This is a genomic window from Enterobacter cloacae complex sp. CARB60 (assembly GCF_036487345.1).
Taxonomy (GTDB): domain Bacteria; phylum Pseudomonadota; class Gammaproteobacteria; order Enterobacterales; family Enterobacteriaceae; genus Enterobacter; species Enterobacter asburiae_D.
On sequence record NZ_JAZKLC010000002.1, the window covers coordinates 582575 to 604031 of the forward strand.

The 21457-nt window shown below is 57.6% G+C and carries 20 protein-coding genes and 1 pseudogene; 11 read left to right on the forward strand and 10 right to left on the reverse strand.

Going from position 1 to position 21457, the window contains the following annotated elements; genetic code table 11:
• Positions 1-53 precede the first annotated feature (53 nt).
• Positions 54-614 (reverse strand): fimbrial protein, encoded by a 561-nt coding sequence (locus tag V4835_RS03860; RefSeq protein WP_331414076.1) that lies wholly within the window; start codon positions 612-614, stop codon positions 54-56.
• A 335-nt stretch (positions 615-949) separates the two neighbouring features.
• The gene (gene zupT / locus V4835_RS03865) at positions 950-1723 is read right to left on the reverse strand and encodes a zinc transporter ZupT (RefSeq protein ID WP_063145699.1); all 774 of its coding nucleotides are present in this window, start codon (positions 1721-1723) and stop codon (positions 950-952) included.
• 196 nt (positions 1724-1919) lie between these two features.
• On the opposite strand from zupT, the gene ygiD reads away from it, so the two are divergent.
• On the forward strand, positions 1920-2708 hold the full coding sequence (gene ygiD / locus V4835_RS03870) for a 4,5-DOPA dioxygenase extradiol (protein ID WP_331411234.1): 789 nt from the start codon (positions 1920-1922) through the stop codon (positions 2706-2708).
• A gap of 79 nt (positions 2709-2787) precedes the next feature.
• Here the strand turns inward: ygiD and V4835_RS03875 are convergent, their stop codons facing one another.
• The 3 genes from V4835_RS03875 to tolC all read right to left on the reverse strand — a co-directional run bounded on the left by V4835_RS03875 (position 2788) and on the right by tolC (position 6295).
• Complete coding sequence (locus tag V4835_RS03875; protein WP_331411235.1) at positions 2788-3948, reverse strand: glutathionylspermidine synthase family protein; 1161 nt, start codon at positions 3946-3948, stop codon at positions 2788-2790.
• A gap of 2 nt (positions 3949-3950) precedes the next feature.
• Complete coding sequence (locus V4835_RS03880; RefSeq protein WP_063145595.1) at positions 3951-4619, reverse strand: DUF1190 family protein; 669 nt, start codon at positions 4617-4619, stop codon at positions 3951-3953.
• Positions 4620-4813: 194 nt separating this feature from the next.
• Positions 4814-6295: an outer membrane channel protein TolC gene (gene tolC / locus V4835_RS03885; protein WP_331411236.1), complete on the reverse strand. Its 1482-nt coding sequence runs from the start codon at positions 6293-6295 to the stop codon at positions 4814-4816.
• Between the two features lie 205 nt (positions 6296-6500).
• Here tolC and nudF point away from each other — a divergent pair, with 205 nt between their 5' ends.
• The 5 genes from nudF to parE are packed head-to-tail and all read left to right on the forward strand — an operon-like array spanning position 6501 to position 10909.
• On the forward strand, positions 6501-7133 hold the full coding sequence (gene nudF / locus V4835_RS03890) for an ADP-ribose diphosphatase (protein WP_023333429.1): 633 nt from the start codon (positions 6501-6503) through the stop codon (positions 7131-7133).
• Positions 7130-7552, forward strand: a complete 423-nt coding sequence (locus tag V4835_RS03895) for a DUF1249 family protein (RefSeq protein WP_003862516.1) — start codon at positions 7130-7132, stop codon at positions 7550-7552. The genes nudF and V4835_RS03895 overlap by 4 nt, the downstream gene beginning before the upstream one ends.
• Before the next feature lie 27 nt (positions 7553-7579).
• Entirely contained in the window at positions 7580-8407 is an 828-nt protein-coding gene (gene cpdA / locus V4835_RS03900) for a 3',5'-cyclic-AMP phosphodiesterase (RefSeq protein ID WP_331411237.1), read from the forward strand.
• Positions 8407-8988 carry an esterase YqiA gene (gene yqiA, locus V4835_RS03905; RefSeq protein WP_008502976.1) on the forward strand — a complete coding sequence of 194 codons (582 nt, stop codon included), beginning with the start codon at positions 8407-8409 and terminating at the stop codon, positions 8986-8988. The genes cpdA and yqiA overlap by 1 nt, the downstream gene beginning before the upstream one ends.
• Positions 8989-9016: 28 nt before the next feature.
• On the forward strand, positions 9017-10909 hold the full coding sequence (gene parE / locus V4835_RS03910) for a DNA topoisomerase IV subunit B (protein WP_029740698.1): 1893 nt from the start codon (positions 9017-9019) through the stop codon (positions 10907-10909).
• A gap of 126 nt (positions 10910-11035) precedes the next feature.
• On the opposite strand, the gene V4835_RS03915 is transcribed toward parE, so the two are convergent.
• A complete protein-coding gene (locus tag V4835_RS03915; protein ID WP_331411238.1) occupies positions 11036-13177 on the reverse strand; it encodes a TonB-dependent siderophore receptor in 2142 nt (713 codons plus the stop codon).
• Between the two features lie 385 nt (positions 13178-13562).
• Here V4835_RS03915 and V4835_RS03920 point away from each other — a divergent pair.
• The 5 genes and pseudogenes from V4835_RS03920 to V4835_RS03940 all read left to right on the forward strand — a co-directional run bounded on the left by V4835_RS03920 (position 13563) and on the right by V4835_RS03940 (position 18235).
• Positions 13563-14374, forward strand: a pseudogene (locus tag V4835_RS03920) (ABC transporter ATP-binding protein).
• Entirely contained in the window at positions 14371-15354 is a 984-nt protein-coding gene (locus V4835_RS03925) for a FecCD family ABC transporter permease (protein WP_331411239.1), read from the forward strand. The pseudogene V4835_RS03920 and the gene V4835_RS03925 overlap by 4 nt, the downstream one beginning before the upstream one ends.
• On the forward strand, positions 15351-16391 hold the full coding sequence (locus V4835_RS03930) for a FecCD family ABC transporter permease (protein WP_331411240.1): 1041 nt from the start codon (positions 15351-15353) through the stop codon (positions 16389-16391). The genes V4835_RS03925 and V4835_RS03930 overlap by 4 nt, the downstream gene beginning before the upstream one ends.
• 9 nt (positions 16392-16400) lie before the next feature.
• Positions 16401-17351 (forward strand): iron-siderophore ABC transporter substrate-binding protein, encoded by a 951-nt coding sequence (locus tag V4835_RS03935; RefSeq protein WP_331411241.1) that lies wholly within the window; start codon positions 16401-16403, stop codon positions 17349-17351.
• Positions 17348-18235, forward strand: a complete 888-nt coding sequence (locus tag V4835_RS03940; RefSeq protein WP_331411242.1) for a MurR/RpiR family transcriptional regulator — start codon at positions 17348-17350, stop codon at positions 18233-18235. The genes V4835_RS03935 and V4835_RS03940 overlap by 4 nt, the downstream gene beginning before the upstream one ends.
• 92 nt (positions 18236-18327) lie before the next feature.
• Here V4835_RS03940 and V4835_RS03945 read toward each other — a convergent pair whose 3' ends face one another.
• From V4835_RS03945 to qseB, 4 genes are all read right to left on the reverse strand, one after another.
• Entirely contained in the window at positions 18328-18642 is a 315-nt protein-coding gene (locus V4835_RS03945) for a putative quinol monooxygenase (protein ID WP_032640570.1), read from the reverse strand.
• 31 nt (positions 18643-18673) lie between these two features.
• Positions 18674-19255 (reverse strand): NAD(P)H-dependent oxidoreductase, encoded by a 582-nt coding sequence (locus V4835_RS03950; RefSeq protein ID WP_047650114.1) that lies wholly within the window; start codon positions 19253-19255, stop codon positions 18674-18676.
• 105 nt (positions 19256-19360) lie between these two features.
• Positions 19361-20710: a quorum sensing histidine kinase QseC gene (qseC, locus tag V4835_RS03955; RefSeq protein WP_331411243.1), complete on the reverse strand. Its 1350-nt coding sequence runs from the start codon at positions 20708-20710 to the stop codon at positions 19361-19363.
• Positions 20707-21366, reverse strand: coding sequence for a quorum sensing response regulator transcription factor QseB (gene qseB, locus V4835_RS03960; RefSeq protein WP_331411244.1), 660 nt, complete (start codon positions 21364-21366; stop codon positions 20707-20709). Before qseB ends, qseC begins: the two co-directional genes overlap by 4 nt.
• Positions 21367-21457: the final 91 nt, after the last annotated feature.

A 21457-nucleotide genomic window follows, 5' to 3' on the forward strand; every position in this document is an offset into this window, starting at 1 on the left:
TAGAATGCCGGCTGCATTAAATGCCAGCCGGTTTATACCGTGACGCGAAGTTATTATTTATACGCCAGAACGTAGTTAGCGGTGGCTTCAACCTGACCCGCCGTAGCGGTTTTGCCTGCAAGTACTTCCATTAACGCTTTGAAGTGCAGCGTCTGTGTCGTTGAACCTGCCAGCAGCATAACCTCATTAGCAGCACCCAGCGTAATGTTGGCTTCGGCGTTATCCAGAAGACGGACGCCCACATTCTGTGCGCCACTTGCATAGGTGTTGGTCATCAGGCTGGTGTCAGTCGAGTCTGTCGCTGAGCTGGTAAAGGTGACATCGACTTTAGTAATTGGTGTGTCAGTTTCGTCCGCCGGATCGTCAAGCTGGCAGTTTTCCAGATTGATATCAACCGGAACAGCGGTAGATTTCTTGTTGGCGTTGATCACGGCAGTGGTTACTTCACCGAGATCGACTTCTTTATCAACGCTGTCTGGTGCAATGCTGCAAGGAGCATCAATAACGACACCTTTGAATTTGATTTTGCCTGAACCCTGGTCGTCAGCAAAGGCAGAACCCGATACGATGGCAGCCATAGCAGCGGCTAACAGAACTTTTTTACCCATATACATGAAAATATCCTTTTTCAAACGATTCATACTCTGAATATTAATTTCAGGACGAATATCAAGTATACGGGAGGAATGTGGGGGGATGCGATTACCGCATCTTAAAGCTATTTTAAGATTATATTAATATATAATTTATGTTGATTATAAGCATCGACTACCATTCATAGTTGATGCAGTGAGTCAGATAGTATATTTATACATTTCCTTAAGTCTATTCCTATCAAATTATATTATTTATTGTAAGAACTTTGTTGGCTACAAAATAGCGCATTATATCTTTCTGTTTCTTAACGTTTCGCACGCCTGCCTCCGTCTTAGACGGAGGCAGGCTAATGCTAGCCAATACCTGCAGATTGCAATAACACCAGGCTTAAGCCCATTACCGACATTCCGCACAGCACGCCATAGCTGGGGTTGTTATTCGGATCGATCTCTTTCGCAAGCGGCATGAGCTCATCGACGGAGAGCGCAACCATGATCCCGGCAACCGCAGCCATAATGGCAGCCATCACAACAGGGGAGACCAGGCTTCCCAGGATTAACCACGCCAGCACGCCCCCAAGAATTTCGGCCATGCCGGAAATACCCGCCCAGAACACCGCGGTGCGTTTAGAGCCCGTGGCGGCATACACCGGTCCGGCGACGGCAAGTCCTTCAGGAATATTGTGTAAGGCGACCGCCAGCGCGATACCCAAACCCATCTCAAGATTGCTGCTGGCCGTTACGTAAGTCGCTACCCCCTCAGGGAAATTATGCAAGCTGATGCCAAGCGTTAACAGCACGGCGGTACGCTTGATATTACGCGGCATGGGCGCCACGTTTTTCTGCATTAAATCCTGCGGATGCGCGTGAGGTAGCATCCGATCGAGGGCAAAGTATCCCAGCAGGCCAAAGACAAACATGCCGTAACCCAGCAGCGGAGACATGCCTTCTGTGCCCAGTGCGGCAGGCAGCATCTCCATCAGGGAGATGAGCAGCATGATCCCGGCAGCAAAGCCCAGTGAGAAGGCCAGTACGCGGTTAGAGGGCTTTTGGCCGAGCACGCCGAGGAGCGCACCGATAAAGGTCGCGGCACCCGCCAGTATGGTCAGGATCAAGGGGACTGACATGCATTGCTCCTTATGATAATGATTCTCATTAATATAAATGATTCATTTCTGGCAAAGCGAGGGGGGAACCCCGGCTTTACACATTCCTTACATTCAAATTTCCTGATGATGATCTTCACGCTTATCTGCGTTCATCTTTGCCAGATTGCGCGTAATGTAGCACCATTAAATTGACACCTTCTGTAAGGATATCACCATGACTTCTTCCCGTATGCCAGCCCTGTTTTTAGGCCACGGTAGCCCAATGAACGTTCTGGAAGACAACGTCTATACCCGTGCGTGGCGTCATCTGGGCGAGACGCTGCCGCGTCCGAAAGCGATCGTGGTGGTGTCTGCGCACTGGTTTACCCGAGGGACGGGCGTGACCGCCATGGAAGCGCCAAAAACCATTCATGATTTTGGCGGCTTCCCGCAGGCGCTGTACGACACGCATTATCCGGCCCCCGGCTCGCCTGAGCTGGCACAAAAGCTGGTAGATTTGCTGGCACCTGTCCCTGTAACGCTGGATAAAGAAGCCTGGGGTTTTGACCACGGCTCGTGGGGCGTGCTGATCAAAATGTATCCTGATGCGGATATCCCGATGGTGCAGCTGAGCATCGACAGCACTAAACCGGCCGCCTGGCATCTGGAGATGGGCCGTAAGCTGGCAGCCCTGCGTGATGAAGGCATCATGCTGGTGGCAAGCGGTAACGTGGTGCATAACCTGCGTACCGCGCGCTGGCACGGTGAGAACACGCCGTACCCGTGGGCAACCTCTTTTAACGACTACGTCAAAGCGAACCTGACGTGGCAAGGTCCGGCTGAGGAGCATCCGTTAGTGAACTATCTGGACCACCAAGGCGGTTCGCTTTCTAACCCGACGCCGGAACACTTCCTGCCGCTGCTGTACGTTCTTGGCGCGTGGGATGGTCAGGAGCCCGTTACAATCCCGGTTGACGGCATTGAGATGGGGAGTCTGAGTATGCTGTCGGTGCAGGTAGGGTGAAAACATGCCCGGTGGCGCTACGCTTACCGGGCCTACAAAACCGTAGGCCGGGTCAGGCGAAGCCGCCACCCGGCAGATCTTACTTCACAAAGATGTGCGGATAGAATCGTGACAGATCCTGCGTGATCAGCGCGCGATCTTCGCGAATGCCAATCCCGGCCGGCCGATCGTTGATGAGCCAGCTGCCAATCAGCGTATAGCTGTCGCCAAACTTCGGCAGCTGATAGAACTCCTGGACAATCATCCCTTCTTCGCCGTACGGCCCTTCAACCGCTTCCAGCGTCTTACCGTTTTCGATAATCGAGACGTTTGCGCCTTCGCGGGAGAAAATCGGCTTCACGACGTACTTATCCATCTGCGGATGGTCATCTTCCGCAAAGTACGCCGCCAGCAGGTTCGGATGGTTCGGGAACATCTCCCAGAGCATCGGCAGCAGGGCTTTGTTAGAGATAATGCTCTTCCATGCCGGTTCCAGCCAGCGCACGCCAGCATCTTCAAGCTTAGTGGAGAACATCTCGCGCAGCATATATTCCCACGGGTAGAGCTTGAACAGGTTGCTGATCACCTGGTCCTGCATATCCGTAAACTGACCCTTTTCACCCAGGCCGATATCCTCGATATAGAGGAACTCGGTTGCCACTTCCGCTTCGGCAGCGCAGTCCTGCAGATACTGAACCGTGCCACGATCTTCTTCCGTGTCGCGGCAGCAGGCGAGATGCAGCAGGTTGAAGCCATGCTGTTCGCGCAGCTCGGCAAAACGCTCAATCAGCTTTTCCTGCAGGCTGTTAAACTGGTCGCTGCCTTCCGGCAGGTTTCCGGCATTGGCCTGGTCTTCCAGCCAGATCCACTGGAAGAACGCCGCTTCGTACAGAGAGGTTGGCGTATCGGCGTTGTTTTCCAGAAGCTTCGGTTCACCTTTGCCGTCCCACGCCAGATCCAGGCGAGAGTAAAGCGAAGGTTGATCCGTTTTCCACGACTGGCGCACAAAGCCCCATGTGTGCTTCGGAATGCGGAACTTTGCCATCAGCTCGTCGCTGTCGATGACCTTTTCCACGACCTTCAGGCACATCTGGTGCAGCTCGGCGGTCACCTCTTCCAGTTTTTCCACCTGGGCCAGCGTGAGCTTGTAATAGGCGTCTTCACACCAGTACGGCTCGCCGTACATGGTGTGGAAGTTAAAACCATACTCGGTGGCTTTTTCACGCCAGTCCGGGCGCTCGGTGATACTGACTCGTTCCATGATCAGCCGCCCATTGAGCGAGTAGAGGAGGTGCCTGTCGCACTGCGCTGCATGCTGGTCTGCTTCGCCACAGATTCACCAAACCCGCCGCGGGTGATGGTGTTGGTCGTGGCGGGCTTCGGCGCCATCGCCGTTTTCGGAACGGTCACGGTGCGGCCAGGGGTCGCTGCGCCGTAGCCTTTGCCGCTGGCATCGGTATATTGACCGTAAGCCGGGCTGGCCGGGTTTTTCGAGCTAAACAGTGGCTGCTGCTGGTAGCCAGCACCGCCGCCCATCAGACGCCCCATCATGTAGCCTGCCATCAGAGGCATCCAGAAGCTGCCGCTGGACTGCGCCTGCGCCTGATTTTCAGGTGCGGTGCCTGCCTGAGCCGGTGCCTGCTGGCACTGGCCTTCACCAAACTCCGCTACGCAGTCTTCGCGTGAGGCATATTTCGGTGCGGTACGTTCCGCTTCTTTCAGCGCGCTCGTGTAAGCCGTTTTACATTCGGCGGCTTTGCCAGTTGCGGCGGAGCAGTCGTCTGCGTTTTGATACAGCGAAACCGTTTCGTCATTTTTCTCACAGCCTGCCAGCATAAAGACAGCCGTAACCGCCAGCGCAACAGGGGTGAGGTGACGCGCGTTCCAGCTCTTGCGGAACGAAGCGTGATTTATAGATTTTGTCCGTTTCATCTTTGTCTTCCTGGACCCAGTGGTAATAACGCTCAGGATAGAGGATGAGTGGTTGAAAATGAAGCGAAGAGGGGCGGAATCAGGGGGATCTTTACGTTGGCTTACGTTCGGGGGTGATTTTGCGCCGGGTGGCGCTTCGCTTACCCGGCCTACGATTACGTAGGCCCGATAAGCGAAGCGCCATCGGGCAATGCTTAGTTACGGAACGGATTATTGCCTTTGCTGGCAGGCGCAGTGGTACGCGCGGCAGCAGGCTGTGCAGCAGGGGTGTTGCTGTTACCGTTGAAGTTATCTACGGCGGCAACCTGATCGGGATTCTCAGGTGCAACGCTCTCCGGAGAGGTGGAGACCGGTTTGCCCAGCGCGCTGTTCAGCATCTGCAGGTCTTGCTCGTTCAGCGTACCCAGAGCCTGTTTGATGTTCAGCTGGTTGATCAGGTACTGGTAACGCGCGCTTGAGAGCTGCTGCTTCGCGTTGTACAGCGTGGTGGTCGCGTCGAGCACGTCAACAATAGTACGTGTACCGACCGAGTAGCCCGCTTCCATTGCGTCCAGGGAGCTCTGTGCAGACACAACGGCCTGTTTATAGGCGTTGATGCTGCTGATAGAAGCATTCACGTTGTTGAAGGAGGAGCGCACGGTCTGCACCACGTTGCGATGCGCGCTTTCCAGCTGCTCACTCGCGCCAACAAAGTTGTACTGCGCCTGTTTCACCTGTGAGTTGACCTGTCCACCCTGATACAGCGGCAGCGAGAAGCTCAGGCCCACTTTATTCTGACCAACATTGCTATCGTCATATTGTTGGGAAGAGTTGGTTTTAGAGCCGCTATAGCTGGTATCAGAGACACCGGTAGAGGCGCTCAGGCTCAGGGTTGGCAGATGGCCGTCCTGCGCCTGACGAATTTGCTCGCGGGCCAGGTCCTGGCTCAGACGCGCCTGCAGCAAACTCAGGTTGCGGTTTTCCGCCTCTTTCAGCAGGGCGTTAACGGCCTGCGGTTTATCCGTTTTAAAGCTGTCCACGTTCAGAGACGCCAGCTCAGGATAGTAGTTACCGGTGACCTGACGCAGGGATTCCAGGGCGTTATCGAGGTTGTTACGCGCGGTCACTTCGTTGGCCAGCACGGTATCGTACTGTGAACGGGCGTTCTGCACGTCGGTGATCGCGACCAGGCCCACGTTGAAGCGCTGGGTGGTCTGATCTAACTGGCGGTAAATCGCCTGTTTCTGCGCTTCGGTGTAGGAGAGCGCGTCAATGGCGCTCAGCACGTTGAAGTACGCCGTGGCGGTGTTCAGAATCAGCGTCTGCTGGTCGGTCTGATAAGTCACATCCTGGATACCCGCGCTCTTTTCCTGCAGGGTCAGGGCGCGCCATTTGGACATATCAAACAGCGTCTGTGTCAATTGCAGTGAGGCGCTGGTAGCATTGGAGTTAACGCCGTTAGCGTCGCGGAAACCGTTGCTGTAGGTATAATCTGCACCTAAACCTAACTGTGGCAGCAAGGGGCTACGCGCTTCGTTAATCTTTTCAAACGCAGCATCACGATCGGCCGCTGATTTACGTAAATCAGGGTTGCCCAGACGTGCCTGCTGGTAGACCTGTAACAGGTTTTCCGCCTGGCTCATTGCACTGAAGCCCGTCAGGCTCAGGCCGATAAGGATGGGGAGCAATTTCTTCATTTGCATTCCTTGTTGTGAAGCAGTATTAGCGCTGATCTAATTAAAAAAATAATTGCCGATTCTAACAGAATCTTCCATACCAAAAGGTTGGCGTTACGTGCCATCTGGCGGTAATTTGCACCAATCTACCATATAGCCTTACAAACGGCAGCCAAACAGCCTTGAAATTCACAATATCATCACCATTGCTACCAGGACTCGACTCATGCAAAAACCAGAAAAGTTGCCCGTGACATTCGCCAAAAACGATGTAGAAATTATTGCACGAGAAACGCTTTATAGCGGTTTTTTTTCAATGGATCTTTACCGTTTCAGGCATCGCCTGTTTAACGGGGAAATGAGCGGCGAAATCAGACGCGAAATTTTTGAGCGCGGGCATGCGGCAGTCTTGCTACCCTTTGACCCAGTGCGTGACGAAGTTGTGCTGGTGGAGCAGATCCGCATCGCCGCTTATGACGTCAGCGAGAGCCCGTGGCTGTTGGAGATGGTGGCCGGGATGATCGAAGAAGGTGAGTCGGTTGAAGACGTCGCCCGGCGCGAGGCGCTGGAAGAGGCGGGGCTGGTGGTAGGCCGCACCAAACCGGTGCTGAGCTATCTGGCAAGCCCGGGAGGCACCAGCGAGCGCTTGTCCATTATGGTGGGCGAAGTGGACGCCACGACGGCGGAAGGGATCCACGGTCTGGCAGATGAAAACGAAGATATTCGGGTTCATGTGGTGAGCCGGGAGCAGGCTTATCAGTGGGTAGAAGAGGGGAAAATCGACAACGCAGCGTCTGTCATCGCCCTGCAATGGCTACAGCTGCATTATCAGACATTACGAAACGAGTGGAAAAAATGAAGCGCTATACGCCTGACTTCCCAGAAATGATGCGCCTGTGCGAAACCAATTTCGCACAGTTGCGCCGCCTGCTGCCGCGAAACGACGCGCCCGGCGAAACGGTAAGCTATCAGGTGAGCAACGCGCAGTATCGGTTAACGATAACAGAATCAACGCGCTACACTACGCTGGTGGAGATTGAGCAAACGGCACCCAGCATTAGCTACTGGAGCCTGCCGTCGATGACGGTGCGCCTCTATCACGACGCGATGGTCGCTGAAGTGTGTTCAAGCCAGCAGATCTTTCGCTTCAAGGCGCGGTATGATTACCCGAATAAAAAGTTGCATCAACGCGACGAAAAGCATCAAATTAACCAGTTTTTAGCCGACTGGCTAAGATATTGTTTAGCACATGGAGCAATGGCGATTCCGGTTTGTTAGCGTCATAAACCTACCTAAGGACACCATTTGGAAAGCCTGTTGAACCTGACTGTTGCTGGTGGGGCGCCAGTCAGGATATTACAAATCACCGATACCCACCTTTTTGCCGAAAAGCATGAGACGCTACTGGGGGTCAACACCTGGGAGAGTTATCAGGCGGTGCTTAACGCCATTCACGCTGAAAACCGTGCATGCGATCTGATTGTCGCAACGGGCGATCTGGCGCAGGATCAGTCCTCCGCGGCCTACCAGCATTTTGCTGAAGGCATCGCGAACTTCAGCGTGCCTTGCGTCTGGTTGCCAGGAAACCATGACTTCCAGCCTGCCATGTTCAGTTCTCTTCAGAATGCGGGGATTTCTCCGGCGAAATGTGTTTTTGCGGGTGAACAGTGGCAGATCCTGCTGCTGGACAGCCAGGTGTTTGGCGTCCCGCACGGTGAGTTAAGCGAGTTTCAGCTCGACTGGCTTGAGACCAAACTGGCTGCAGAACCTGAACGTCACACGCTGCTGTTGCTTCATCATCATCCTCTGCCGGCGGGCTGCAGCTGGCTCGATCAGCACAGCCTGCGAAACTCCGCGGCGCTGGATCGCGTGCTGGCGAAGTTCCCACTGGTGAAAAATCTGCTGTGTGGACATATTCACCAGGAACAGGATCTCGACTGGAACGGACGCCGCATGCTGGCGACGCCGTCAACCTGCGTTCAGTTTAAGCCGCACTGCGCCAACTTTACGCTGGATACCATCGCGCCAGGCTGGCGCTGGCTGGAACTGCATGCCGACGGCACGCTGACCACGGAAGTCTGCCGTTTGACCGGTGCCAAATTCCGCCCGGATACTGCTTCAGAAGGCTATTGATGTCTACGCTCCTTTATCTGCACGGATTCAACAGCTCGCCGCGCTCCGCAAAAGCGACACAGTTTCGCCAGTGGCTTAGCGAGCATCACCCCGACGTTGAGATGATTATCCCGCAGCTGCCGCCTTACCCGGCAGAGGCCGCAGAGATGCTGGAATCTATTGTGCTTGCGCACGGCGGCGAAACCTTCGGTGTGGTTGGTTCATCCCTGGGCGGGTATTACGCCACCTGGCTCTCACAATGCTTCATGCTGCCCGCCGTTGTGGTTAATCCGGCGGTTCGGCCATTTGAGCTGCTGAGGGACTTTCTTGGCGAAAACGAGAACCCCTACACCGGCCAGCAATATGTGCTAGAGTCACGCCATATTTACGATCTCAAAGTTATGCAGGTCGACCCGCTTGAGGCGCCGGATCTCATCTGGCTGCTGCAACAGACGGGTGATGAAGTGCTGGATTACCGCCAGGCAGTGGCGTATTACGCCTCCTGCCGCCAGACTATAGAAGAGGGCGGAAACCATGCTTTCACGGGCTTTGAGAATCATTTCACCCAGATTGTCGATTTTCTTGGACTGCACAGCCACTGACAATCAATGCGAATTGCTAGTTTAAATCATGACGCAAACCTATAACGCTGATGCCATTGAGGTCCTCACCGGGCTTGAGCCGGTTCGCCGCCGCCCGGGGATGTACACCGATACGACGCGCCCAAACCATCTGGGCCAGGAAGTTATTGATAACAGTGTGGACGAAGCGCTGGCGGGGCATGCCAAACGCGTTGACGTTATCCTGCACGCCGATCAGTCGCTGGAAGTCATCGACGACGGGCGCGGCATGCCGGTGGATATCCACCCGGAAGAGGGCGTGCCTGCCGTTGAGCTGATCCTCTGTCGTCTGCATGCGGGCGGTAAGTTCTCTAACAAGAACTACCAGTTCTCCGGCGGTCTGCACGGCGTGGGCATTTCCGTCGTGAACGCCCTGTCCAAACGCGTGGAAGTCAACGTTCGTCGCGACGGCCAGGTCTATAACATCGCGTTTGAAAATGGCGATAAGGTGCAGGATCTGCAGGTTGTCGGCACGTGCGGCAAACGCAACACCGGCACCAGCGTCCACTTCTGGCCTGACGAAAGCTTCTTCGACAGTCCGCGCTTTTCCGTTTCTCGCCTGACGCACCTGCTGAAAGCGAAAGCGGTGCTGTGTCCGGGCGTAGAAATCACCTTTACCGATCACGTTAACAATACCGCACAAACCTGGTGCTACGCCGATGGTCTGAACGACTACCTGTGCGAAGCGGTAAACGGCCTGCCGACGCTGCCGGAAAAACCGTTTGTCGGTAACTTTAGCGGCGATACCGAAGCCGTGGACTGGGCGCTGCTGTGGCTGCCGGAAGGCGGCGAGCTGCTGACGGAAAGCTACGTTAACCTGATCCCGACCATGCTCGGTGGTACCCACGTCAACGGCCTGCGTCAGGGGCTGCTGGACGCGATGCGCGAGTTCTGTGAATACCGCAATATCCTGCCGCGCGGCGTGAAGCTGTCGGCGGAAGATATCTGGGACCGCTGCGCCTACGTGCTTTCCGTGAAGATGCAGGATCCGCAGTTTGCCGGTCAGACCAAAGAGCGCCTGTCGTCACGTCAGTGCGCGGCGTTCGTCTCCGGCGTGGTGAAAGATGCGTTTACCCTGTGGCTGAACCAGAACGTTCAGGCGGCAGAAATGCTGGCCGAAATGGCCATTTCCAGCGCCCAGCGTCGTCTGCGCGCCGCGAAGAAAGTGGTGCGTAAAAAGCTGACCAGCGGCCCTGCGCTGCCGGGCAAGCTGGCAGACTGTACCGCGCAGGATCTCAACCGTACCGAGCTGTTCCTCGTGGAAGGGGACTCGGCGGGTGGATCGGCCAAGCAGGCGCGCGATCGTGAATATCAGGCGATCATGCCGCTCAAGGGTAAGATCCTGAATACCTGGGAGGTCTCTTCTGATGAAGTGCTGGCCTCGCAGGAAGTCCACGATATCTCGGTAGCGATCGGCATCGATCCGGACAGCGACGATCTGAGCCAGCTGCGCTACGGCAAGATCTGTATCCTCGCGGATGCGGACTCCGACGGTCTGCACATTGCTACGCTGCTGTGCGCGCTGTTTGTGAAGCACTTTAAAACGCTGGTGAAAAACGGTCACGTCCACGTGGCGCTGCCGCCGCTGTACCGTATCGACCTCGGCAAAGAGGTTTACTACGCGCTGACGGAAGAAGAGAAAGCGGGCGTGCTGGAACAGCTGAAGCGCAAGAAGGGCAAACCGAACGTGCAGCGCTTTAAAGGGCTGGGCGAGATGAACCCGATGCAGCTGCGCGAAACGACGCTGGATCCGAACACGCGCCGTCTGGTGCAGCTGACGATCAGCGACGAAGACGAACAGCAAACTAACGCCATGATGGATATGCTCCTTGCCAAGAAACGTTCGGAAGACCGACGTAACTGGCTGCAGGAGAAAGGCGATATGGCGGATATTGAGGCCTGATGCTGAAAAAGCCCTGCGATGCAGGGCTTTTTTTTGCCCGGTGGCGCTGCGTTTACCGGGCCTACGATCGATCCCCTCGCCCCTTTGGGGAGAGGGTTAGGGTGAGGGGAACACCCCGCACTGACGTCAAAACTCCATCTTAACCGTAAACTGCACTTCGCGCGGATCGCCAATCTGGTTGCCCAGGTTGTTGGTCGCAATGGACGATGTGTAGTAGGTCTTATCAAACAGGTTCTTCACGTTCACCTGCAGCGTCACTGGATACTGCAGCTTCATCTTATACGCCGCAAACGCATCCGCTACGAAATAGCCCGGCAGATAATAATCCGCACCGTTGGTTGCGGAACGACGGCTTACGCCGTGCCCGCCGCCGCCCAGCGTCAGGGTATTCCCGGCAAACGCATTGTGAATATCGTAGGTCAGGAACAGGGAGCCGGTATGGCGCGGCACGTTCGGCAACGGTTTGCCCGCATAGTCCGGGTCTTCCAACACCTTCGCGTCGGTATAGCCGTAGCTGGCGATAATGTTGGTGTTCTCGGTCAACGATCCGGCAAGATCCACTTCCACGCCCTGCGAGCGCACGCGACCTGCGGTTTTGGCGACGGTTTCATCACCAATGCTTTCGGTGTACAACACGTTGCGCTTGTGGATATCAAACAGCGCGATGTTGGCGGTAATGCCGTCGAACAGGTCAAACTTAGCGCCGATTTCATACGCGTTCGACGTCTCCGGCGGCAGGTCGCCGATGTAGCTCGCAATGGACGATTGCGGCATAAACGTCTGGGAATAGTTGGCAAACAGCGAGACCGCCGGGGTGAGCTTATAGACAAGACCCAGCTTCGGCGTCCACTGGTCGTCGCGGCTGTCGGTGTTCACGTTAAACGGACGTCCTTTTCCCGCGTACTGGGTGTAATACTGGTAGCGCAGTCCGGCGACGGCGATCCACTTATCGGTCAGGTACAGCGCGTCCTGGGCGTAGGCGGAGTAGCTCTCCTGCTTGATGGTTTGATCGCTGTCGGACGCCGAGACGGTGGTGCACTTGCCGAGGCTGCCGTAGCTCGGGTTGTAAATATTGAAGTCCTTAACGTTCTTACAGCGGATCATGTCCGTACGCAGCAGATCGTAATTCTCATACGACACGCCGGTCAGGATCTCATTGTAAAAGCCCGCGATGTCCACGTTCCCCTGCAGATCCGCTCGCGTCGTGTGCATACGCTGGGTCGAGCCCTGGGTCGCATCCACGCGGCGGGTCAGGTTGCCGGTTTTTGAATCGTAGGCCATCACGCGGGCCTGGTTATCGCTGTACTTATCCTGGCTGTAGCTGTAGTCGAACTTCGCGGTCCACTGGCTGTTGAGGCGATATTCTGCGTTGAGCTGGGCGAGATCGGACTGGCCGTCGGTCACGTTAAACGGCTCATCGAAGCGGGTTTTGCGATCGACGTTGACGGCTTTCTTAGTGTTGAGATCGAAGATCGTCCCGCGATCGAACGGCGTTTTATAGTCGCGATGCGAATAGAGCACGGTCACGGTGGCATCGTCGCCAAACCAGGTGAGCGACGGGGCGATAAAGGTGCTGCGTTCGGTGCCGAAATTGCGCCAGTAATCCTCGTCCTGATATTCGCCCGTCAGGCGATACGCCAGGCGCGTGCCGTCAATCGGGCCGGTAACATCGATCTGTCCGGTGCCGCCGCCAAAGCTGGAAGAGGTGGCGGAAAGGGAACCGCCGAAGGTTTTCTCCGGGCGTTTGGTGACGACGTTAATCAGGCCGCCCGGATCGAGAATGCCATAGAGCGTTGAGGCCGGGCCTTTCAGCACCTCCACGCGCTCGGTTGCGGCATTGAAGCTGCGCGGCAGGACGGTGCGCAGGCCGTTGGTCATGATCGAGCCGTCGCGGTTCGCGCCAAACCCGCGGCGCACGAAGGCATCCTGCGTACCGCCCAGGGTGTTGGTCTGCACTACGTTGCTGACGTTATAGAGCGCTTCATCTAGCGTGGTGGCGTGCTGATCCTCCAGCACTTTATCGCTGACGGTATTAACCACCTGCGGGATATCCAGCATCGGCATGTTGGTTAACGTAGCGGTGGAGGTATTCAACGGCTGATAGCCATTCGTGGCCTCTGCCGCAGTAGTTGGATCGGCGGTGACGGTAAGCGTTTCGCCGTCTTTAGCCGTGGTGGTGCCTGCTGCCTGCACCAGCGGCGCCATAAACAGCAGTGAAAAGAGCGCGCGCCCTTTTACCCCAGAGAGTGAAGGTGTGAACGTAGCCATTACATCTGTTATCCCGAAATATCCCGCGAATGACGTTTCGCGGAAAAATGTGTGAGTCATTGCCCTTTTACGGTCTGTCCGTTAGCCACAGCGGGCATCGAACATGTAATTGAGAATCATTCAATCACGTGCGAATGTAGTAGTAAATGGAAAAACGAAAAAATCGACTACAGCGTTTAACCCTACGCATAAGCACAGCGGAATAATAATTAACTTATTGAAATTAAAGTTTTTGTAAGCCATGCCATGTTCATCTTCCCTCTGGCTTACCCCTGGTTTTTTCAGGGTGTTTCTTCTCTTGACTACTACATGGCGCAGCGTCAAACTCTCAAAAGAGAATGAGTTTTATTTTTATTTGTTGGTTTTTCATTACGTTGGCGTTCACGTGGCTCACAACACAAAACAACCGGGACTGGTTCTGGAGAACCTCTCTGCGGGCTATCAGAAAAAATCATCGTTGATGATATCTCTCTTGCGATCCCACAGCAGAAAATGACGGTGCTGGTAGGGGCGAACGGCTGTGGAAAATCCACGCTGTTGAGCACGATCGCGCGGCTGCTGCAGCCGCTGGGAGGCGCCGCGCTGCTGGACGGTAAAGCCATTCATGAGCAGCCGACCAAAGCTGTCGCCCGTCAGCTTGGCATTCTCCCGCAGTCTCCGCTGCTGCCGGAAGGGTTAACCGTTTTTGAACTGGTCTCGCGCGGGCGTTTTCCCTGGCAGAACTTTATGCGTCAGTGGAGCGACGAGGACGAACTGGCGGTGGAAGAGGCCCTGCGCCTGACCGGTACGGCAGAATTTGCCCATATGCCGGTGGAAAGCCTGTCCGGCGGCCAGCGTCAGCGCTGCTGGATCGCCATGGCGCTGGCGCAGCAAACGCCGTATATCCTGCTTGACGAGCCCACGACGTTTCTCGATCTCCGCTATCAGGTGGAGATCCTGGAACTGCTGCACGTCCTGACCCGCCGGCACGGGCGTACCGTGGTGGTGGTGCTGCACGATCTCAACTTCGCCGTGAACTACGGCGATTCGCTGGTCTTTTTACGCCAGGGAAAAGTTGAAGGCGTATTGCATGAGGGCGATGCCTGCACGCCGGAGCTGATCAAAGCGGTGTTTGATGTGGACGTGCATATGTCCATAAACCCGTTGACCGGCAAGCCGTTCTTCATGCCGTTTCGCCAGGTTACCGTTCAGCCATGATGCGCTCCTCTCTGGCCTTTCCGATCTTCGCGTTGCTGCTGGCACTGGGCGCAATTATGCACCTGGGGATCGGCGCGCGCTTTATTGCTCCGCAGACGGTGGTGGAGGCATTCTTCCATTTCGACCCGCGCAATTTCGACCATACCGTCATTATCAAATTACGACTGCTGCGCCTCTGCGCCGCGATGGTGACGGGCGCCGCCCTCGGCGTGGCGGGCGTGCTGCTGCAGTCCGTGATCCGCAACCCGCTCGGCGAGCCGCATATTCTGGGGCTCAACGCCGGGGCCGCGCTGGCGGTAGTGATTACCAGCGCGCTTGAGCTGTCGCTGCCGTTTGGTCGCCCGCTCGTTGCCGCCGCCGGTGCCGCCGCGCTGTTTTTGCTGGTGCTGATGTTTTCCTCGTCCGGCCGCACCGGGCTTACGCCGATGAAGGTCACGCTGTGCGGCGTGGCGATGTCGGCGTTTGCCTCGTCGATTACCGCCGCGGTGTTAATTCTTGATGAACAGACGCTGCTCGCCATGCGCACCTGGCTGGCAGGGGACCTGGCCGGGATCAACGTGCAGACGCTCCAGAGCGCCCTTTGGGCGGCGGCAGCCGGTTTTGTTCTCGCTATCGGACTGTCTCCCTCGCTCAACATGCTGGCGCTGGGAGACCGGATGGCGCAGGGGCTCGGCGTGTCGCTGCTGAAAACTCGCCTGCTCGCCCTGCTGGCCATCGCGCTGCTCTGCGGCGCGGCCGTCTCTGTCGCCGGGCCGATTGGTTTTATCGGCCTGGTCGTGCCGCAGCTCATTCGCCGTCTGGTGTCGGTTGATTTACGCGTGATGGTGCCGCTGTCTGCCCTGTGCGGCGCGCTGGTGTTGCTGCTGGCGGATATCGCCGCCCGCACGCTGTTTACGCCCTGGGAGCTGGCAACCGGCATTATGACGGCCCTGGTCGGCGCGCCCGTGTTCATCTTTATGGCATCGAGGATGTTCAAATGAACCGGGCCGGATTCCGCGCGATCCGTATTGGCCGCCTCTCGGCGCTGGTTCGCCCGCGGGCGCTGGCGTGCCTGACCCTTTTAGCGCTGGTGGCGCTAAGCCTGCTGGGCTTTGGCCTGATGCACGGTTCTCTGCCCATTCCCGCCTCCGCCATCGGGCGCGCGCTGTTTTCGCCTGAGAGTCTGACGGCGGAGACGCGCTACATCGTGATGGATATCCGCCTGCCGCGCCTGCTGATGGCGGTGCTGTGCGGGGCGATGCTCGGTATGGCGGGGGCGGCAATGCAGTCCATCACCCGCAATGGCCTGGCTGACCCCGGGCTTATCGGCGTGAAGGAGGGCTGTAGCGCGGCGGTTCTGCTGCTGATTTTTCAGTTCCCGGCGCTGGGCCTGGCCTGGCGTCCGCTGGTCGGCATGGCCGGTGGGCTGCGTACCGCGCTGCTGGTAATCGCCCTGGCCCGCGATATCTCGCGCCCGCGATTCATCCTGATCGGCATCGGCGTGTCGTGGGCCTTTGCCGCGGCAATGGGCGTCTTTATCACCACCGCCGACGTGCGGGACGTGCAGACTGCGATGCTGTGGCTGGCGGGAAGCCTGCATGCGGCAAACTGGACGCTGGTGGGGTTAGCCGCGCTCTGGGCTGCCCCCGCGTTTGCGCTGCTGCTGTTTACCGCGCGGGCAGCGGACGTGGCGTTGCTCGGCAATCAGGCCGCAGCGGGCCTTGGCGTACGCACAACCCGGCTGGCGCTGCTGCGGGTTCTTGCCCCGGTGGTGCTGACGGCGGCCTGCGTCTCCTGCGTGGGCAGTATTGGTTTCGTGGGGCTGATTGCCCCGCATATGGCGCGCCTGCTGCTGCGCGGTGGGCAAACGGCGCTCCTGACGGGAAGCGCCGCGCTGGGCGCGCTGCTGGTGCTGCTGGCGGATAACGTCGGACGTCTGGCATTCCTCCCGCTGCAGCTGCCGGCGGGAATTGTGATTTCATTGATTGGCGGACCGTTTTTCCTGCTGCTGCTCTGGCAGCGTCGGGACAGATTTTAGGGGACTATAATGCGCGTAGTGTTTTCGATGCTGTTGCTGGTGGGGTTCGCGGTGAGTGCGGCGGAGCCGACGCAGACGTTTACTGACGATCTGAACCGAAAAGTGGTGGTGCCGGTTCATCCGAAGCGGATTGTCTCCTTACACGATCTGGATATCACCATTCCGCTGATTGAACTTGGCGTACCGCCGGTGGCAAGCCATGGCCGCACGCGGCCGGACGGCAGCCACTTTCTGCGCTCAAGCGGCATGTTGACCGGCGTCGACTTCGATAATTCCGACATTAAATTTATCGGCACGGCCGATATCGACATTGAAGCTATCGCCGCCGCAAAGCCTGACCTCATTATTACCGAGCCGACCCGCAACACCCCGGTGGAACAGCTGGAAAAAATTGCCCCGACGGTAAGCATCGATCATCTCGACGGCGGCGCGCCGGAAATCTACCGCAAGCTGGCGCAGCTGACGGGAACGCAGGCGCGGCTCAAGGTTCTGGAGCGGCGCTATCAGGAGCAGATTAAGGCGCTGAAGGCGACTATTGATACCCGCAAGGTGACCGTGTCCGTAATTCAGGCGAATCAGGGAAAGATTAACGCCATGCACAGCTACCACTCGCTGGGCCGCGTGCTGCGCGATGCCGGGTTCACCTTCCCGCCGCTGATTGAGTCCATCCCGGAAGGGGGGCGGATTGACGTCAGCGCCGAGCGCCTGCCGGAGCTGGATGCCGATTTCGTCTTCGCCACCTGGCGCGGGGATACGGGCGGTAAACCGCAGGACGAGCTGGCGGCCATGGAGGCGGTGATGCCGGGCTGGTGTCAGTTCCTGAAGGCCTGCCGAACCGGGCACTACGTGCTGATCTCGCGCGAAGAGGCCATCTCGAATTCGTTCGCCTCTTTAGGGCTGATGGCCGCGCAGGTGCAGTCGCAAATTGCCGGGCGTCCGCTGCCGGAGGCGACACGGTGATCCGCAAAGAGAAAGGGCGCGTGGATGTCTACGGCGACCGCTTTCGCGCCCGCGCGCATCAGCTGACGCCGCGTCTGCTGCAGGTTGCACGCTATATTCATGACAACCGCGAAGCGGTGATGGAACAGACCGCAATGGAGATTGCGGCGTTGTTGAAAACGTCGGATGCCACGGTAGTTCGCGCCATTCAGGCGCTGGGTTTCGCCGGGCTGCGCGATCTCAAGCAGACGCTGGAGCAGTGGTTTGGTCCGGTGGTCACCTCCAGCGAAAAGATGTCCTCCACGGTGAACACGCTCGCCAGCGACGTCAACGCGAGCATTGATTTTGTGCTGGAGGGGCATCAACACACCTGCGAGGTGTTATCCGAGCCCCACAACCGCTACGCGATGGCCCAGGCGGTCTCTCTGCTGGCGCAGGCGAGGCAGGTCGCCATATTTGGTATTGGCGCCTCCGGCATTCTGGCCGAGTACACCGCCAGGCTGTTCAGTCGTATGGGGTTACCCGCCACGCCGCTTAACCGTACCGGGATAGGGCTTGCCGAGCAGCTGATCGCGCTTCAGCGCGGCGACGTGCTGGTGATGATGGCGCAGAAATCCGCGCACCGGGAGGGGCAAACCACGCTGCGTGAAGCAAAACGTCTGGGCATTCCAACCATCCTGCTGACCAACGCCCTCGATTCACGCTTCAGCAAGGAGGCCAGCGTGGTTATCCACGTTCCGCGCGGCGGCGAAAAGGGCAAAATCCCGCTCCACGGCACGGTGCTGCTGTGTCTGGAGATGATTATTTTATCCGTGGCCTCCACCGAGCCGCAGCGCACCATCAAGTCGATGAAGCGCATCAACGAGTTACACCGTGGGTTAAAACCGGGGAAGAAAAGCAGCTAAAACAAAGCCCGGTGGCGCTAGCGCTTACCGGGCCTACGGTTCAGGTTTTGTAGGCCGGGTAAACGCAGTGCCACCCGGCAAATACCACGAGCTTAAACCCCTTGCTCCAGAATACGGATGTGGGTTTCCAGCACGTCACCCTTCACCGCGTCGCTCCACGCTTTCATGTGCGGGGTCTGCAGGTGCGCTTCAAGATGCGCGACGGTTTCCCACTGCTCAACCATGATGATCGAGTCTGGCGCGGTCGCCTGGAAGCTGGCGTCAGTGGCAGCATCCACCATCGGCGCGTAGCCGTGGCAGCCTTCTTCTTTCAGTACGGTCGGGATAATTTTCGCGAACTGATCCAGCACCGCCTGACGGTGATGTTGACCTGGACGAGTACGGATTTCTGCGATAACGGTAAGCATGTTTACTACTCCTTTAATTCCAGGCTACCAGTTAAGCAAAAATTTCCGCGAGATGCTTGCGATATTCTGCGATATAGCTCGGGACGTCAGGCATTTTAATCACGTCGTTGACGATAAAGGTCGGCAGCGGATCCATGCCCAGGAACTGATTCGCCTTGTGGAACGGCAGGTACGCGCCGTCAACGCCTACGCCTTCGAAGAACTGATCTTTCTCGGTGAAGGCTTCCAGCGGGGCGTTCCAGGTCAGGGAGAGCATATATTTTTTGCCCTGAATCAGGCCGCCCGAGCCGTATTTCTTAGAGGCGTCAGAGCGGGTGCGGCCATCGCTGGCATACAGTGAGCCGTGACCTTCAGTGAACACGTCGTCCATGTATTTTTTCACGGTCCACGGCGCGCCCATCCACCAGCCTGGCATCTGCCAGATCACCACGTCAGCCCACAGGAAGTTCTGCACTTCGGCTTTCACGTCGTAGTTGCTGTCTGCACGCACGACCTTAACATCATGCCCGGCGTCGCGGAGGAAACCGTCCGCGACCTCGGTCAGGGTGTCATTCAGCTGGCCTTTAGAGTGCGCAAATTCTTTTGCGCCGTTGATAATCAGAATGTTGCTCATGAGTTGTCCTCGATGATGAGAGTATGGCGAGTATTCTACGCGCGAGGACGGTGCGGTAAAATGAGCAAAATGTGCAAAGTCTTTTGCATTAAACGCAATAATCCCTTACCAGCTGACCTTCGCGTCAAAACCGCCTTCAGGGGCATTGCTCAGCGAAACGCGCATCCCGTGCAGGGCGGCGATGCGTTTTACGATGGATAATCCCAGCCCGCTGCCCGTCGCATCCTGGCCCGGCGGACGATAAAAGCGCTCGCCGACGCGCGCCAGCGCGTCCGGTGAAATGCCGGGACCGTTGTCGCGCACGGTAAAGCTACGCGCGTCCAGCGTCACGTCCACCACGCTGCCGCGCGGGCTGTAGCGAATCGCGTTATCCAGCAGGTTGCGCACCAGCAGGCTCAGGAGCAGCTGCTGGCCCGGGCGTTTAACCTCTGGTGCATGGATGTTCAGGCGAACATCAATGCCCGCCTGCTGCGCCGGATGCCAGATATCCAGCACGGCCGACTGCAGTAAGTCGGCAAGGGGAATCGGTTCGACATCGTCAAGGTTATCCAGCGTGTCCAGACGCGACAGCGTGAGGAGCTGATCCACCAGCCGGGAAGCGCGGTCGATGCCCGCATGCAGCTGCGTCAGCGCCTTTTCCCGCGCCTGCGGATCGTCATGAGAGAGCAGCGCCACGTCAGTTTGCACCTTCAGGGCCGCCAGCGGGCTGCGTAACTCGTGGGCGGCATCGGACGTAAAGCGGCGCTCGCGGGTCATCATCTCCTGGGTGCGGGCAAAGAGATGATTCAGCGCGTCGAGCAGGGGGCGCACTTCCGTCGGGACTCCCTCCGTCGGCAGGTTATCGGTGGCATCCGGCGAGCGGGAGCGCAGGGTCTGCGCCAGCTTTTTCAGCGGCTTCAGCTCGCGGCTCAACAGCAGGATCAGCAACAGCAGCATTACGGGCAGCGCCACCAGCCACGGCGTAAGCTGCGAGCTGACCACGTCCAGCGCCATCTCCTGACGGTACTCCCACTCCTGGCCGACCACCACGCGGTACTTCCCGTCGGGTGAGGTCAGCCATAAAAAGCGCCATTCGTCGTTGTCGCCCTGTAGCTGCCCGTTATCGAACCCGTCGCGGCGATAGTGGTACGGAATATCGCGCCCGTTTTCGCCGTCGTTGAGGATCATTTTGCCGTCGACGGCGTAAATGGCGAAAGCCAGCGCGTCATCGTCCAGACTACCATGCTTCACTTTTTTCGGGATCTCGCGCATGCGTTCGGGGGCGCGGATCTCGTCCAGATCCATCGTCAGCAGCCGCTTGGCAAACAGCATCTGCTGGGTATCGAACAGCTTGTCGAGCTTGTGGGTCGTCTGCTGCCAGGCGACAACGCTGGCGGCAAACCAGGCCGTCAGAGACAGGAGTAAAAAGAGAAGCGTCAGGCGCAGCTTCAGGCTCAGGCGTTGCGTCAGCTTCATGCGTCACCCAGGGTGTAGCCGATGCCGTGCACGGTGCGGATAAACTCGCTGCCAAGCTTGCGGCGCAAATGATGGACGTGAACCTCGATGGCGTTGCTGGAGACGTCGTCGTCCCAGGTATAGAGTTTTTCCTCGATCAGCTTTCGCGGCAGCACCCGGCCCGCGCTACGCATTAACAGTTCCAGCAGCGCGAACTCTTTCGGCTTGAGCGTCAGCGGCTCACCGTCCAGCGTGGCGACGAGACGGGTCGGATCGAGCGTGACCTTCCCGTGACGTAGCTCGCTACGCGCCTGCCCGTGGCTGCGGCGGACCAGCGCTTCGATGCGGGCGCCCACTTCAATCAGCGCGAACGGCTTACAGAGATAATCATCCGCGCCAAGACGCAGCCCTTCGACGCGCTGGTTAAGGGCATCCCGCGCCGTCAGAATTAATACCGGCTCGCTGCGCCCGCTTTCGCGCCACGCGCGCAGGATCTCCAGACCGTCAATTTCCGGCAGCGTCAGATCCAGCACCACGGCATCATAGGGTGCAGAAGAGAGCGCGGCCTGACCGGTTTTTCCGTCGGTAAACCAGTCCACGCTAAAGCCCATTTTGCTTAACCCTGCCTTGATGCCGTCGCCAATTAACCTGTCGTCTTCTACCAGTAAAATGCGCATGTTCCCTCCTTGATGCCGTCAGTAAACCCTCTGCAAGCGCCCGCTGTACAGCAATAATAAATAAATTTTTCCCTTAAGAAGTTGTTAAGGA